General features: G+C 45.8%; 15 protein-coding genes and 1 pseudogene. 4 read left to right on the top strand and 12 right to left on the bottom strand.

All coding sequences use genetic code 11. The annotated features are described in order from the left end of the window. Nucleotides 1–429 precede the first annotated feature (429 nt). The 10 genes from KGF70_RS10190 to KGF70_RS10145 form a co-directional block, all read right to left on the bottom strand. Nucleotides 430–750 carry a CHY zinc finger protein gene (locus KGF70_RS10190; RefSeq protein ID WP_216768046.1) on the bottom strand — a complete coding sequence of 107 codons (321 nt, stop codon included), beginning with the start codon at nt 748–750 and terminating at the stop codon, nt 430–432. After that, a complete protein-coding gene (locus tag KGF70_RS10185; RefSeq protein WP_216768047.1) occupies nt 747–1718 on the bottom strand; it encodes a biotin--[acetyl-CoA-carboxylase] ligase in 972 nt (323 codons plus the stop codon). Before KGF70_RS10185 ends, KGF70_RS10190 begins: the two co-directional genes overlap by 4 nt. 51 nt (nt 1719–1769) lie before the next feature. Further along, nucleotides 1770–2333: a biotin transporter BioY gene (locus tag KGF70_RS10180; RefSeq protein WP_088770156.1), complete on the bottom strand. Its 564-nt coding sequence runs from the start codon at nt 2331–2333 to the stop codon at nt 1770–1772. Nucleotides 2334–3399: 1066 nt separating this feature from the next. Next, nucleotides 3400–4977, bottom strand: coding sequence for an ABC transporter ATP-binding protein (locus KGF70_RS10175; protein ID WP_216786440.1), 1578 nt, complete (start codon nt 4975–4977; stop codon nt 3400–3402). Between the two features lie 126 nt (nt 4978–5103). Beyond that, complete coding sequence (locus KGF70_RS10170) at nt 5104–6312, bottom strand: MFS transporter (RefSeq protein ID WP_088770158.1); 1209 nt, start codon at nt 6310–6312, stop codon at nt 5104–5106. A 513-nt stretch (nt 6313–6825) separates the two neighbouring features. Further along, nucleotides 6826–7074 carry a hypothetical protein gene (locus KGF70_RS10165; RefSeq protein ID WP_003637561.1) on the bottom strand — a complete coding sequence of 83 codons (249 nt, stop codon included), beginning with the start codon at nt 7072–7074 and terminating at the stop codon, nt 6826–6828. 61 nt (nt 7075–7135) lie between these two features. After that, nucleotides 7136–8548: a C69 family dipeptidase gene (locus tag KGF70_RS10160; protein ID WP_216768049.1), complete on the bottom strand. Its 1413-nt coding sequence runs from the start codon at nt 8546–8548 to the stop codon at nt 7136–7138. Nucleotides 8549–8809: 261 nt separating this feature from the next. Next, nucleotides 8810–9064 carry an AbrB/MazE/SpoVT family DNA-binding domain-containing protein gene (locus KGF70_RS10155; protein WP_105920291.1) on the bottom strand — a complete coding sequence of 85 codons (255 nt, stop codon included), beginning with the start codon at nt 9062–9064 and terminating at the stop codon, nt 8810–8812. A gap of 61 nt (nt 9065–9125) precedes the next feature. Further along, nucleotides 9126–9377, bottom strand: coding sequence for an AbrB/MazE/SpoVT family DNA-binding domain-containing protein (locus KGF70_RS10150; RefSeq protein WP_216768050.1), 252 nt, complete (start codon nt 9375–9377; stop codon nt 9126–9128). Between the two features lie 153 nt (nt 9378–9530). Beyond that, entirely contained in the window at nt 9531–9776 is a 246-nt protein-coding gene (locus KGF70_RS10145) for a hypothetical protein (protein ID WP_216768051.1), read from the bottom strand. 917 nt (nt 9777–10693) lie between these two features. Between KGF70_RS10145 and KGF70_RS10140 the strand changes: the two genes are divergently transcribed. The 3 genes from KGF70_RS10140 to KGF70_RS10130 all read left to right on the top strand — a co-directional run bounded on the left by KGF70_RS10140 (nt 10694) and on the right by KGF70_RS10130 (nt 13328). Then, entirely contained in the window at nt 10694–10894 is a 201-nt protein-coding gene (locus KGF70_RS10140; protein ID WP_021338181.1) for a hypothetical protein, read from the top strand. Between the two features lie 12 nt (nt 10895–10906). Beyond that, entirely contained in the window at nt 10907–11806 is a 900-nt protein-coding gene (locus KGF70_RS10135) for an SPFH domain-containing protein (RefSeq protein ID WP_003637558.1), read from the top strand. A gap of 205 nt (nt 11807–12011) precedes the next feature. Beyond that, entirely contained in the window at nt 12012–13328 is a 1317-nt protein-coding gene (locus KGF70_RS10130; RefSeq protein ID WP_216768052.1) for an MFS transporter, read from the top strand. A gap of 207 nt (nt 13329–13535) precedes the next feature. On the opposite strand, the gene KGF70_RS10125 is transcribed toward KGF70_RS10130, so the two are convergent. Then, on the bottom strand, nt 13536–13856 hold the full coding sequence (locus KGF70_RS10125; protein ID WP_050337821.1) for a hypothetical protein: 321 nt from the start codon (nt 13854–13856) through the stop codon (nt 13536–13538). Between the two features lie 7 nt (nt 13857–13863). Next, nucleotides 13864–14055: pseudogene (locus KGF70_RS10120) on the bottom strand (helix-turn-helix transcriptional regulator). Nucleotides 14056–14063: 8 nt separating this feature from the next. Between KGF70_RS10120 and KGF70_RS10115 the strand changes: the two are divergent. Beyond that, a partial coding sequence (locus KGF70_RS10115; protein ID WP_216786439.1) for a hypothetical protein occupies nt 14064–14254 on the top strand: 191 nt, incomplete at its 3' end.

The following is a 14254-nucleotide window of genomic DNA, read 5'->3' as shown; positions in this document are numbered from 1 at the left end:
CGACTGTCGCCGCGGTACCACCTCAATAGCATCCAATTGGACACCAACTCATGCAGAACTAACTGCTGCGCTAACGGGCATTAACCGCGACCACTTAACATGACTGCTCACCGATCGTTCATTAAGAAAGACCATCTTCACAACGTTTACCAGATCATCTTTCAGCAGTTGATGACTCTCTGTTACCGGCGCACAATCGCTACTCATCTTTCGTGATAAGTCACATTATGAGTTTTAGATTAAAATATGTCAAGGAATTTATTAATTAAAAATGAGATCAATAATCGTATTGAACTTGACGATACGCTGAGATGACAGCACCCACAGCATTTCACGAAAATCTCCAATCGCGGCGTCAAGCCCTTACAAACTGTCCTCACTAACGACCCTAAAATACGGCAATTGAACGCAAACAGGAGGCAACGGGCCTCACTCGTCAGGCTTAAAGTACAACGCATCATGGCGTTTGCAACGGGGATTGAACGCTGCTTGACAATTGGGACAAGCCCCAGTGTGATACTGTGCAACGGTCATTCGACAACGACAATTGCCACACATCACGGCTAGCGCCTGGCGCCTGGCCGGGACAAAACGATGCGCACATAATGCATCATGGCAGCGATAGCACGCATAATATCGTTGACATTGCGAGCACCACAAGGCGGCAATGTCGGTTGCTTGATGATAGTGTTGACAGCGCCCCGCCCGGTCGAGATTTAACCCGTCAATCTGAAGCCACGACTGCCTCATGCTTCAACACCGACTTTGACCACCTCACCACTCGTAAAGGTTTGGTGATCCCCAGACGGTAATCGTAAGACCAAGCCACCATGAGCATCGATATCTTCCGCCAGTCCCGTCACGACCTGCCATCCCACTTGCAACGTGACTTGTTTGCCGAGAACGGCAGATTTAGCCCGGTACGCTGGCAAGAAGTCAGCGCTAGTATAGCGTTTCGATAGCGCTACAACTTCAGCTAATAGCGCCGCGGCTAACTGATTACGATCGACCGCCACCGTTGTATCGACGGCCTGCGCACGTGTTCGCAGTTCCTGTGGAAAATCAGTCGTCGTCAAATTCAGACCGATGCCGACAATGAAAGCCATGGTTGAACTCGACTCTAGTTCCAGACTTGCCTCGGTAATGATGCCACCGACCTTATGATGGTCCAGATAAATATCATTGACCCATTTCAGCTGAAAGTCCTTAGTTGGGTAAAATTGTTGTAACACTTTCAGCACACTCACCGAGATACCGGTGGTCAGTAGCCCGACATTAGCCAAGGCTTGCGTCGGATTGGGAATAACCACACTCAGATAGAGCCCCGTATTGGCTGGCGAGTAAAAATGACGCTCCTGTCGCCCATAGCCGGCCGTTTGCTGATCCGCCAAGAAAGCCCCGATTTGGGCGGGATGCTGGCTCAAAAATTCTTTAGCCAGCAGCTGCGTCGATGTCGTCTCGGCCACCACCTCGATCGGCCCTGGAAACTGATGTTGACCATGGACTTGAATCGCCGTCGCGTCCAACTGCTGACTACCCTGGTAACAATACCCGCGATTTTTACGACTCTCAATCTGATGGCCCTGCTTTTTGAGCGCGTTGATTGCTTTCCAGACACTCTCACGACTGCGGCCAATCTGCTGAGCCAATTGATCCCCCGATAGCCATGCCCCGGGGTGTGCCACTAATGTCATTAATACCTGTTCTTTCGTTGTCATTTTGCCACTCCTCATCTTATTCGGCGCTTTGTTCATCGCTCGACCATCAGCTTATGCTGCAACGCCAAAATCGATGACGGCCCGGACGCGCCGCGCAATCAAAACAGCTAGCGTCGCCTTAATAATATCTCCCGGAATAAAGGCCAAGTTCGATAATAAAGCAGCCGAAAGCGTCATATTGGACTGAATTGCCAGCCAGACCGCCCCGACGATGTCGACAAACGCAATACCGGCTAACCACACGATGCCAACTTCCAACCACCAGTAGCCACTCGTCGTTGCTGGCGTCAACTTCATTAACGTCCCAATCAAGACGGGCGCCAACAACCACGCCACTAGGTAGCCACCGGTTGGTCCTAAGAACACGGCCGCCCCACCGCGACCACCTGACAACAGTGGCAATCCTAATGCCACTAAACCCAGGAACAATGCCACGGCAATCGTGCCATATTTGCGACCCAATAATTCAGCCGCCAAGAAAATCCCCATATTTTGCAGCACGATTGGCACCGGGATAATCCCCACCGGAATCCCCGGAAAGAACCCCAGAACAATGATTAGCGCCGTTACCATCGCCGTCTGCGTCAAATGTTTGACTGTCTGTTGATTTGTCATACCTGCACCCCTAGTTAATCAATTTAACCGCTATTATGCACCAATAGTAACCTTAAATCAATAGTATGGGTTACTATTTTGATACGTGCTATTCAAATTAACATGCAACATGACTAGAACGTGGCAGTTCTTCAGGTCAAAAGCAGCCAGCTGAGAACCGCTGGAAACAAAGCGAGTTAGCGTAAACGTGCAGTGCTAGGATCGTCCTACGCCGGCTTTCAGGCATTCTGGGCAATGGCCGGAACGTGGTGGACACAGATTTAAGCCGACAGCCCACGTCTTAAATACTGGTCTTTCACTAACCAAGCACAAAACGCTTGCTAAGTGAAATTTCACCACTGGGCCTTGCCCAGAATACCTTCCAGCCGGGATTCTATTCGAAAGGCAGACATGTGCGTACCCAACTTTTTTGTGAATTGGTCGTTGATTCTTAGAAACCAGTTATTTTGGTATTTAACTGTAAGACTTGTCTCTGAAAATGGCCAAGTCAGCATACTCATGTTTTGCTTTCGGAGTCAGTAACATTCCAGAACATGAGTCGCATCATCTTTAGCCGCCTGAAATGAAAAAAGTCCGGAATGCTCAAAGAATGGAAATTAGGGAATAGTACTTAGACAAGCGCCTCAGTATACAAATGCTATAACTCACCATCGATAACGATTCAGAAAGGTATTCCTGAAAGACCAGTTACCTAATATTCAGTGGTCAATTGTACCCAGATAGGTGGCCGTTCATCTGCCATTCGAACGGGTTCCCGACTGTAGGGGCTGGCGGACAATGCTCAAGGGCGAAGTTCCTCTTGTCCGGGTGGTCTTCCCGGGCTAGAAGAAGACTCGTATTTGAAATTGCGCAGTGGTTCTCTGCGTGAGTTCAAATCGATGTCCGCCCTGTTCCAGCGTTGTCAGCCGGCCCCGGAAGTCGGAGTAAGGAGATCATCGCTGACGAACAGTAATCCAAACAACTGTTCATAAAAATCAGTCGACCAAAGCTCGTTGTCTGGCCGACTGATTAACTAATTGTTCGTCTCAAATGATTTGCTCACCGCAATTGCAATGACTTGCCACGGCTAGGCTTGGCGTACATCTGCGGTTAAATCGATGATTTCGTCAAATAAGGGTTTGGTCTGCTGATGCAGATTATGGGTCACCATGATTACCGTCTTATTCGACTGTTGTAGAATATTCGTTTCCACGCGTAATGCGGTTTCCAGATCCAACGCAGAGGTGATTTCATCTAATAACAAGATTGGTCGATCACTTAATAACATTCTCGCCATCGCCACCCGTTGCATCTGACCACCGGACAAATTAGCGCCACCATGTCGTAATTGCGTCGCGAATCCATCTGGTAGCTCGTCGACAAATTCATCGATACCGCAGATCCGGCAAACCGCGGCGAACGTTTGGTCATCGACCGTCCGTCCCATTAAGATGTTCTCCCGTAAATCCCCGGTAAAGATATAGGGATGCTGGTCTACATATAACATTTGCGCTTGAATCTGGCTTTCTGGTAACTGACGATAATCTTGACCATCAATCGTCAAAGTCCCTTGATAATCCGTATACATGCCAAAAATCAAATTCAAAATTGTCGTTTTTCCAAACCCAGATGGCGCAACCAAAGCATACTTATGATTCTTTTCAAGCCGTAAATTAAGCTTCCGCAGTGTTGGGGTGCTTTGATTATCATATGTAAAAGTCACGTCATCAAAATCAATGGCTTGTTGGAAATTCGTCAAGTTAGCCGTTGGTTGGGTTGTTGCTTGAGATGTCGCTTGGGTTGCTGAATTGCTTGAAGCTAGCCGAAACTTCTTAATAATGGGTTTAACCGTCCGCAAGCCTACAATCGCAAAACTCAAAGCCGTTAAGTTACCAAAAATCACCCCGGCCAATGACGAGCACGTGATGATACTCCCCACCTTCATGACGCCGCTGAGAGCCAACCAACCAGCTAGGACACCAATCGCGGCTTGACTCAGAAAGCTGATCCAATTAATCAGCCCATTATTCTCTGCCTTAGCAGTCACAAAAGCGACCTTGTGCTTACCAAACCGCTTAGATGCATGCTGAACACGCTGGTTAATCAAATGTTTTTGCCCCAAAATATAGAGCGCATTGTATCCATCAAAGGTATCCGTCATGGTTTCCGTCAGTTGTTCATTAGCTTGACTATATGATTTCGATTCGCGTTCAAGCTTGGCTTGTAATATTTTAGGGCCTAGAATCATCAACGCCGCCAAGATAAGCGTCAGAATCAGGAGGCTATAATGGTATTTGACAATCATAATGGCATTAATCAATACAGCTGTCATCGTCTGCATTGCATCAAAGACATTCTCAAATCCTTGTTCATCAATAATGGTTAGATCATTAGTCATCCACGAGACGTACTTACCCGTATCGTTTTCTTTGACCTGCGCATACTGCAATCCATTAATCGAATCTGCAATATCGTTCCGTAATTCTGCTTCCATCGTTTGTTTTAACCGTTCGCGAAAATAATCATTGATGGGAATACAAATTGCAAATAGCGTAATGGCACTGAACGCGATGATCATGTCACGAATAAACGTTTGAAAATCACGATTAGCAATTGCCGTAATCGCATTCCCAAAGTAGATGCTATCGATCATCTGAAATCCCATCCAAAACACACCTAATATCAATAACCCCAAAACCGCTAACTTGTGCCGAAATAAATACGAATAAATAGGCATAAACTCCTCCTCAAAAAACAGCTATCGTCCAACCTCGTGCCACATAGTAATTAGTTATTCATTCAGTTCCACAGAAATCTGATTGAACAGAACCAGCATGATTGCCGCAATCAAGTAAAATGCGCCGCCGACCAGCAAGACACTAGTCACCCCGAACACGCCAATCAACACGGGAATCCCTAGTAGCCCAATTGGCTGTGACAAGTTCATCAGCGCAAAGTAGCTGTTAAAAATAACCCCTAATTTCGCTTGTGGCACCTTATTTTGAATAATTGTCTTCGATGAAATATTGAAGAACGGAATGACGATTCCCAATCCAGCTAGCCCCAGTAGCGCCACTGGTAACGAATGGGCACTCCCGAAGATGGCCAAGGTGACTGGCACTAACAGCAACGACGTTTGAATCAAGCGACTCATCGGGAATTTGGTGCACAGGAACTTATACGTTAATGACCCAATTAAGAATCCCAGTGAATAAAATGATTCCAGTAGCCCAGTCGTTTTGGCATTGTCAAAAATCTGATAGGCCACTTGGGTCAGATAAACATTCATCGGTGCCAGTAAAATATTAAACAGGATTGCTGAAAAATAGACGGGAACGATATAAGGAAACATCGACAAAAAATCTTTAACGATCTTAAAACTATTCCACATTGAGGTAGATTGGGCCGCAGTTGCTGCAACGCCATCCGTAGCCGTGTTGGTGGGTGGGATATGTAAAAACATCAACAGCACCATCACTACTATGTACGAGACAAAATCAAACAAAAACAATGCTGTAAATGGTAAAAAGCTGATGAAATAGGTGACGATAATTCCCGAGAAAAGATTAGCGGCAGTCATGGCACCACTGATTGACGCATTGATATCATTAAAATCTGACTTATCAAATAAATACACGGTCACCTTAGTAATACATGGCGCATAGATGTCAGAAATCACTGAATACACCACCGCCAACGCGACCAATAAGACGAATGAATGCACTTGGAAATAGTCCATGGCGGCCACACACAGAATTGCCAGGGCCGCTAAGAAGCTAGAGACCAGCAATAAACGTTTTTCATCACGCCTCGAGTCAATCAGATAACCAATCGGCGTTGCAAGGACCACTTGCGGAATAAACAAGAAGAACGAGTAAATTCCGACGTAGATCGCATTCTTGTACCAAGTCGTGACTAAGATAATTAAGGCAATTCGGGAAAATGCCGTGCCAAAATTATTGATAAACTGACTAACTAGGATAATTCTTTTGTTGCTCATTTAGTCGTCCTCCTTTCTAAGATGACCTACTAAATCCGATAACGAAAATCCTCAGAAAAGCACGTTACCAACGCGTGACTTTCATAATTACTGAGGCCCCACACCAAGAATCAGGTCAATCCGCTGATGCTATTCTGAAAGTTCAGACTCTCAAATAAAGAGCCTGCTTGTACACCACTCCTTTTAGCGTTAGATGTGATTATAATAGCACTAAACACATCATAATCAAATAATATTTTAATCTAATTGCAATTTTTCTTATCGTTTGCCCGCACATCTACTTATCATAGCGGTCAGGTTAGTAGGTATTAGCCGCAAAGTAAGTGCACACCCGGTAACCAAGTGACAGCAGTTTGCCGGTCATTTCAACACACATTATTGTCCCAATTCTTTTAGCCAACACGTCAAAATTCAAGTTAATTAGCGCAAAAAAACAACCAGGACCTGCCATCGTATGATGACCCATCCTGGTTGTGATTAACATTTCACAGTTAACTTACTGTGATGCCCTGCTTATTCTTCTTTAGGAATCCGTTTTTCAACATGATATTGCCGTGCCTCTGGTCGTGGCGTATCCGCTGAAAGGAGATCATCCGCATAAAACACTGAATAGCCATGGTCCTGTTCTAGTGGTCGCGCAATCATTAGGCCGCGTTTACGACCATGGCGGGCATTATAAATGTCCGCGCTACGCAGCGCTTCATTGTAATCGTGGGATTCTGAAATTGCGTCGCCGGGATTAAATAAGACATTTTCATCCATATACCGTCAGCCCCTTTCTGAGTATCTTAATTATACACGCTGGCACCATGCCAAAGAAAGTTTAAAGATTGATGTCGACGTTATAAGTTAATTTGGATAGCGTCAACCCTTTTGTGACCAGTTGTCCAATCAAAGCTTGGGCCTTTTCACGCATCTTAGCGACCATCACTTTGTCTTGTTCCGTTAAGAAGGCCGTCAATTCGTCCCCAGACAACTTAGCAGCCTGCTTGTCCGTTTCAGCGACAAATTGACCTAGTTCGATACGGCATTCCTTCAAATAGTCGATGTCATCTTGAACAAAGTCAGCGTAGTGTGATTCAACGATCATCGACAACGTCCGATACAACCAGTAGGCACTCTTCATATCGTGCTTCAACGGCGTATTAGCGAAGCTTGGGTCAGTTTCAGTCACGTTGGCATGGAATGGAAGATACGGTGCAAACGCGGGTACCCCAAAGGTCATCCACATAATGGCGCTTTGTTCTTCAGGGACATCGTTACGAATCTGCATCACGTGCGAATTTTGGGTCCGATTCATTGAAATTGGGCGGAATTTCTTCGCTTCTGGCGTATTTAAGAACGGATCATACTTCGTCTCGTTGTAGTGAGACCCTAGCACGAATTCGACATCCGCCACTGAGATTTTCTTAGCAGCATGACAAATAAATGGCAGTTCACTCGATTGTGGATCCTGTTCGATTTCAGGATTGAAGTACCGTTGGCCATACCAGACCCGTGGCGTATTGTAGTGACGGTCCTTTTCATTGTCGGTCCCAAAAATATGCCGGAAATTGAAGCCTTCCTTATCAGGATTCAAATGGTGTTCTTCGACAAATTCTTGAATACCATCTGACCACATGAAGTTATCAGGATCATCAAAATCCACCCACTGAATCGCCACTTGATTGGCAGCAACAGCGTAAGCATCGTCTGGAATCCGTTGTGCGACCCAATGGTGACCAGTCACGATTTCCATATACCACACATCGTCTTTATCATTGAACAAGACGCCGTTACCTTCTGGTGAGCCATACTTGGCAATTAATTGGCCCAAATATTCGACCCCGCCTCGCGCTGAATCGATGAATGGCGTGACCATCGTTGGGAGGGAATCTTCCGCTAAGCCATTGGGCACAAAGGGGTCGAAGGTCAACGTATGTTCATTTCCGTAGACACTTTCAGTTGCCGATACCCCCACGTTTTTCTCATTAAACCCGTTTTCTTCAAAGATCCCTTTTTCTGCAACTTCAATATTAGGTACCGCTTGATAACGGTAGCCATCCGCTGGAAGTGGCGCAGTAAAGCCGTTCTTACCGGACGTTAACGTCTCGTGGCGACCGTGAACGGCGGGGTGAACAATGAACTTTTGCGGGGTAATCGGCATAAACGTATCATCGTTACGGGCAATCATCGTTGATCCGTCAACTGAGGCCTTTTTCCCGACTAAAATGGTGGTACAAGCTTGTTCGTACATCAGCATATCTCTCCTGTCTTTTATTATCGATTATCAATACCAATGATACACGCTCTGCGCGAAAAAACCACCATTGCGGAAGCGCTGACAACTAAATTTGACTGGATTTTAAGGTCTGACGGTGGTTGCTGGGGCCAGGCCGCTTAGTGTACCGAAATATTTAGGCGCCATACTTGTTTGTTGAAGTAAAAAAATAACGAGGCAGGCTGAGTTTCCTACCTCGTTATCAATGACTTGCTTCAACTTGCAACGCCATACCCATCACTGTCGATCACTTTCTGCCAACATTTGAAGCGTTTTGGCATACTTCTTTTTAGCATACGCCACCGCTGCCCAGAACTCGGAATCAGACATTTTCTTTATCGGCTCTTCAGCCCGCGTGAGCGCTAATTTATTATCTGCTGTCAGTTCCAATTCAACTTGACTGCCAGCAGTTAACTGCAACCGTTCCGCCATTTCAGCTGGAATGGTCACGGCTAATCCGTCATCTACTTTAATTATTTTGCTGTCTTTCATGTTGCTACACCTTTCGTTAGATGATAATCGTTTGATACTCAGAAAAAACGGCTACCACAACTTATTGGTCACTCGCTGCCAACATTTGCAGCGCTTTGCCGTATTTTTGCATGGCATGTTCAACCGCCGCCACGTACTTGGGATCAGTCGGCGTCAACGGCGATTCTTGCGCCCGCGTGAGCGTCAATTTATGATTCGCTGTCAGTTCCAGTTCAACTTGACTGCCGGCAGTTAACTGCAACCGTTTCGCCATTTCAGCTGGAACGGTCACGGCTAATCCATCATCTACTTTAATTACTTTGCTGTCTTTCATGCGACCTCACCTTCCATTGAACGATGACCGGTTAATACTCAGAAAATCTGAATGCTTTAGTTTTACCATATTTTGACCGTTTTTATAACTAATTTGTCTCACTATTTTATAAAAAGTCATCGACATTCAAAGTAGTCATCCGTTTAACGGCCATCATTCTAGGTGTTCACGACCGACTGGGCTGAGCGGCTGTAATTCCGGGTCGGTGGCCATATCGTGCTGGTAATCATAATTCTGCCAATCTGGGTCACTAAAAATATTTGGCCGGCCACTGGGCTCAACCGTATTGGCTGATTCCCGATGCCCTTTAAAACGTCCTGTTAATCGCTGCACGAAGGCAATGATCGTCGTCAGAATCCATCTGCTGAGCGCTTTCGCCCATATCAACAATTTACTCATTCGTTATCACCTTTCTCACTGCTGCATGACACTGTGCTTCAATCTGGGTGAGCCAAACGTCCAAGCCTGCCAAGACGCCAAGCATTGCAGCTCATCCCACTTCAAATGACCACCACTATTACACCTGATTTTGTCCTAAATTGCGAGAAAAATCTCCCGTCCACGACTTTTTCAACGATTACGTTAGTCACAAGTCGCCATACTGATAATTATTTGCCAGTCCAATTTAATTTCGTAAATTTGTTTGTACAAATTAATGTGACTAACGCTAAGTGGCCGACACAACTCGCCATAATCAGCACCACGACTGCATTTACCCCCATCGATTGCCATAATAATCCACGTCAAAAAGAACCATATTAGTTATCGTATTCCATAAATCTTTTCGTAATCTAATCAATAATTCTTAAATTTGAAAAATCGTCATCACATTTTCTTCACAATTCGTTGTTATGATGTACTCATAGCAATTAAGGATCCCCCTCCAAGATTGCTACTATAATAATTAACATTCTTTTCATTTACTCCTCCAAAGTAATGAAATCCGTCAAAGCGTAACAACTTTGACAGCTTGGTGAGCGGCATGTGAACGTCCCCCCGCTTATATGAATAAACGCTCATCAAGTTATCAGCATATGATTCCCCGTCGTATGCTGACCTACTCCTTTTGACCTTCGTATTCCCGTACGAAGGTTTTTTTGTGCCCAATCACGGTGCGGCCATAATAGGTGGCCTTGATTGGCAGCTTGCCGCGAGACACCTTTTTCATTGGTATGTCGCATATTATTTCTCGCATCATCCGAAGTAACACGACCTAGCGTCGCACTGTTCGCTGGGGGATTACAAGTCGCACCCCTATCAATCTCACTGAAAACAGCTTATAATTTAATTATCATCACATTAAAGGTGGGTCATCTATGCAAGAGGGATACTTAGATCAGCGCTTAATCGGCCAGCGCTTCATTCTCAAACCGACCGATTTAACCGATGGCGTCGCATTCTATGGCATCTTTTACCATTTGCACGCCGCAACGCCGCTTCACGCTGGCGATACCGTCGAAATTACGGCGGTCAGCGCGCACGGCTTAACGGTAACGATCGTCGCGCCACAACAATAGGGGGATTTTATTATGGTAGGCATCATCGTTGCAATCATCATCATTTGCTTAGTCATTCTGATTCTCGCCGCATCCATCCGCATCATTACGCAACCTAATCAAGGGGTCGTTTTGACTTTTGGGAAATTCGAGCGGGTACTCAGTTCTGGCTTCCACTTCATCAAGCCATTCATTTCACGCATCATCACCGTCAACACCGCGCAAACGCCGGTCGACCTGAATCAACAAGTCGTGATTACGAAGGATAACGCCGAAATCTCGGTTAAAATCTCACTCAAATACCACGTCACTAATATTGAAGATTTCGTCTTCAAAAACGAAGACTCGGTCCGCAGTATGATTCAAGATACGCGGGCGGCATTGCGGGGTATCATTGGGAATAAAGAATTAAACGAGGTTTTGAACGGGACGCAGGAAATCAACGCTGCCCTGTTCAAAGAAATCTCATCCGTGACTGCCGGTTATGGGCTGAACGTTGACCGGGTCAACATCGATTCCGTCAACCCCTCCGCTGACATTCAAGCTTCAATGAACAAGCTGTTGCAAGCCACCCGGGAACGGGACGCGACCATCGCCACCGCTGAAGGGAAGAGTAAGTCGATCACGCTGGAAAACGAAGCCAATAACCGCGCGTTATTAGCGACGAACAAGGCGCAAAACGAAGCACTGGTGAACAGCGCTAAAGCGAAGGCTACCGCGGTCCAGACTGAGGCCGACGCCGATGCTTATCGGACCCGCATTTTGAACGAAGCCCTGGCCCAGTCGTCAGAAAACTACTTCATCTTCCAAAACACCGAGGCCGTCAAAGCCTTAGCGGACGGTTCCGCTAACACGGTCGTCTTGCCAAACCAGACTTTAGATAGCTTAGGCTTGATTCCCGCACTCACCAAAGTCGGTAAATCCACGAAGTAATTGAATTTTTTATCACCTGTTTAACTTAGAAGTCCTCAAATGGCGTACTGCCACTTGAGGATTTTTTTGACTTATCAAACGATTAGCAGCACCACCATACTTCGTCAAACTGGTTATTATCAATTTTGTAAACCTTTCCGTTAGGTTTCGTCGGTCAATTAGGTTAGAATTAGGTTGTGCAAAACCATACTTAGAGGTGTTAATATTGAATCAATCTTGGCAAACTGCTTGGCCAGAGCGGATTAGTTACGGGCTTAGCGATGCCGCGGATAACTTAGTCTTTCAGATGATGACCACTTACTTACTATTCTTCTACACGGATGTCTACGGACTTTCGACTAGTGCCGCCGCGATTTTATTTGTCGTTGCGCGCTTGGCCGATGTCGTCGAAAGTTTGATTATCGGTGTCATGATTGACCATACCCATTCGCGCTTCGGTAAAAGTCGCCCATTTTTCTTATGGTACGCATTACCCTACGTCCTGTTTGCAGTCCTGACCTTCGTCACCCCTGACTTTGGTGCGACTGGTAAACTCGTGTGGGCGTATGTCACCTACCTCGGATTAGGCTTCTTTTATACTGCCGTTAACTTACCGATCACATCCATCTTACCGGCACTCTCGAAAAACGAGCGTGAATTGACACTGCTTGGCGTGATTCGTCAATTTTTCGGCAGTAGTGTCCAGATTATCGTTGCCGTCTTTACCTTACCGCTAGTGGCATTATTCGGTCAGGGCAACCAGCAACGGGGCTTTTTACTCACCATCGTCTTATTCGGCATCATTTCATTAGTGCTGATACTGAACACGTTCTTCCAAGTTAAAGAACGCTTTAGTCAGCCAGAGCGCCCACATCAATCACTCAGTGCGGTCTGGGGTATGCTCAAACAAAACCAACCCTGGTTTATTTTATCGAGCGTTATTTTGCTCTACTGGCTAACGACTGCGATCAAGAACCAGACGACCATTTACTACTTCAAATACCTGATTCAACGCGAAGACTTGGTTCCAGTCGTTAACGGCTTCACGTTTGCGTCACTGATTGGCGTGATTCTGATTGTTCGACTCGCGAACCACCACGGCAAGAAGAATACCATGTTGGCCGGTATCGCGATTGCGGCTGTGGGCCAACTCATTCTCGGACTCGGAACAGCCATCAATCAGTTGACGCTCGTCTTCGGTGGCACCCTCATCAATGCCGTGGGTAACGGGCTCATTATTGGGCTAGTCTCCATCATGATTGCCGACACGATTCGTTACGGTACCGCCCTAGGCATTCAAGCAGAAGGCATCTTAGCCTCTACCGATGACTTTGGCGTAAACGTCGGCTTAGGTCTGGGCGGCTTAGTTACTGCCGGTCTCTTTCATCTGAGCGGCTACACCGCCAACCACGCGCAAAACATCGCCACGCAACACATGATTACATTGAACTACGCTTGGCTCCCGCTGTTACTCTACGTCATTATGTTCCTCGTTTTGATTTTCTATAATGAACGCCAATTACAAGACGCAATTGACGCTTAAAAAACATGAGGTCCGTCTCCACTTAGTTGGGTTGCGGACCTCATGTTTTTGGTTGAGTGGTTTTCAAGCACTGTGCTAGTTCTTAAGTTCAAAATCAACCAGCTTAGAAACGCTGGAAACAGAGCGAATTAATGTAAACCTGCAGTCATGGATTCGTCCTGCTCCGGCTTCCAGGCATTCTGGCTAGCTTCCCGGCCAATCCGAACATCACATCATACCATCTAAACGTCTCACCGCTAAATATTCAATAAGTTGGCCAACCATAATAGCAATTGCACCAATCCCGAGTATCCGGTCTAACGGTACCAGCATAGGCGTGGGCATCCACAATAGAATCACCAATAAAATAGCAATCAGTATAATCAAGCCTTCATAGTAAGCTTTCGTAATCTGACCAGCTCTAAGTTTAAGCTGCTGCCAGCGCTCGTCATTGTGATAAATCCTTTTGAGCTTACTCATCCTACCCAATACATATAAATAACTCACCAACACAACCAGTATGATACTCATTAATCCAACTTGTTCCATACAGATTTCACCCCCGGTAAAAAACGTCTTCAATCTGACAATCAAAAACTGCCGCAATCTTGAAGGCTAACTCCAATGATGGATAGTATTTAGCCTTTTCGATTGAAATAACCGCTTGCCGTGAGATATCCAAACGCCCAGCAAGTTCGGCCTGAGTCTAATCCCGTTCGGCTCGTAATACTTTGATTTTATTATGAATCACAGGTAATGCCTTCTTTACAAAAAGTAATGTTTACTTTACATCACAAGTATAACAAGACTCACGTTCTCAGTACAGCTCGTCTCAGCAATATTTTAATGAACTGGGTTACGGCTGCCCAAAATAAAATCCATAATCATCGAATCCATAAACTAATCACTATACCAACCCCAAAAAAACGCATGAAAAAAGCCGGCTC

Origin of the sequence: Lactiplantibacillus sp. 7.2.4, from assembly GCF_018991185.1 — a bacterium.
Lineage (GTDB): Bacteria > Bacillota > Bacilli > Lactobacillales > Lactobacillaceae > Lactiplantibacillus > Lactiplantibacillus pentosus.
Note: the sequence above shows the minus strand (reverse complement) of the source record. Positions and strands in the feature narration are given on the sequence as shown.

Excerpts from the sequence above, each read along its gene's own strand:
- KGF70_RS10135 (WP_003637558.1), top strand. The coding sequence starts at position 10,907 with ATGGTAGGCATCATCGTTGCAATCATCATCATTTGCTTAGTCATTCTG.
- KGF70_RS10190 (WP_216768046.1), bottom strand. The coding sequence starts at position 750 with ATGAGGCAGTCGTGGCTTCAGATTGACGGGTTAAATCTCGACCGGGCG.
- KGF70_RS10160 (WP_216768049.1), bottom strand. The coding sequence starts at position 8,548 with ATGTACGAACAAGCTTGTACCACCATTTTAGTCGGGAAAAAGGCCTCA.
- KGF70_RS10170 (WP_088770158.1), bottom strand. The coding sequence starts at position 6,312 with ATGAGCAACAAAAGAATTATCCTAGTTAGTCAGTTTATCAATAATTTT.
- KGF70_RS10185 (WP_216768047.1), bottom strand. The coding sequence starts at position 1,718 with ATGACAACGAAAGAACAGGTATTAATGACATTAGTGGCACACCCCGGG.
- KGF70_RS10175 (WP_216786440.1), bottom strand. The coding sequence starts at position 4,977 with ATGGGATTTCAGATGATCGATAGCATCTACTTTGGGAATGCGATTACG.
- KGF70_RS10150 (WP_216768050.1), bottom strand. The coding sequence starts at position 9,377 with ATGAAAGACAGCAAAGTAATTAAAGTAGATGATGGATTAGCCGTGACC.
- KGF70_RS10145 (WP_216768051.1), bottom strand. The coding sequence starts at position 9,776 with ATGAGTAAATTGTTGATATGGGCGAAAGCGCTCAGCAGATGGATTCTG.
- KGF70_RS10125 (WP_050337821.1), bottom strand. The coding sequence starts at position 13,856 with ATGGAACAAGTTGGATTAATGAGTATCATACTGGTTGTGTTGGTGAGT.
- KGF70_RS10180 (WP_088770156.1), bottom strand. The coding sequence starts at position 2,333 with ATGACAAATCAACAGACAGTCAAACATTTGACGCAGACGGCGATGGTA.
- KGF70_RS10140 (WP_021338181.1), top strand. The coding sequence starts at position 10,694 with ATGCAAGAGGGATACTTAGATCAGCGCTTAATCGGCCAGCGCTTCATT.
- KGF70_RS10165 (WP_003637561.1), bottom strand. The coding sequence starts at position 7,074 with ATGGATGAAAATGTCTTATTTAATCCCGGCGACGCAATTTCAGAATCC.
- KGF70_RS10155 (WP_105920291.1), bottom strand. The coding sequence starts at position 9,064 with ATGAAAGACAGCAAAATAATTAAAGTAGATGACGGATTAGCCGTGACC.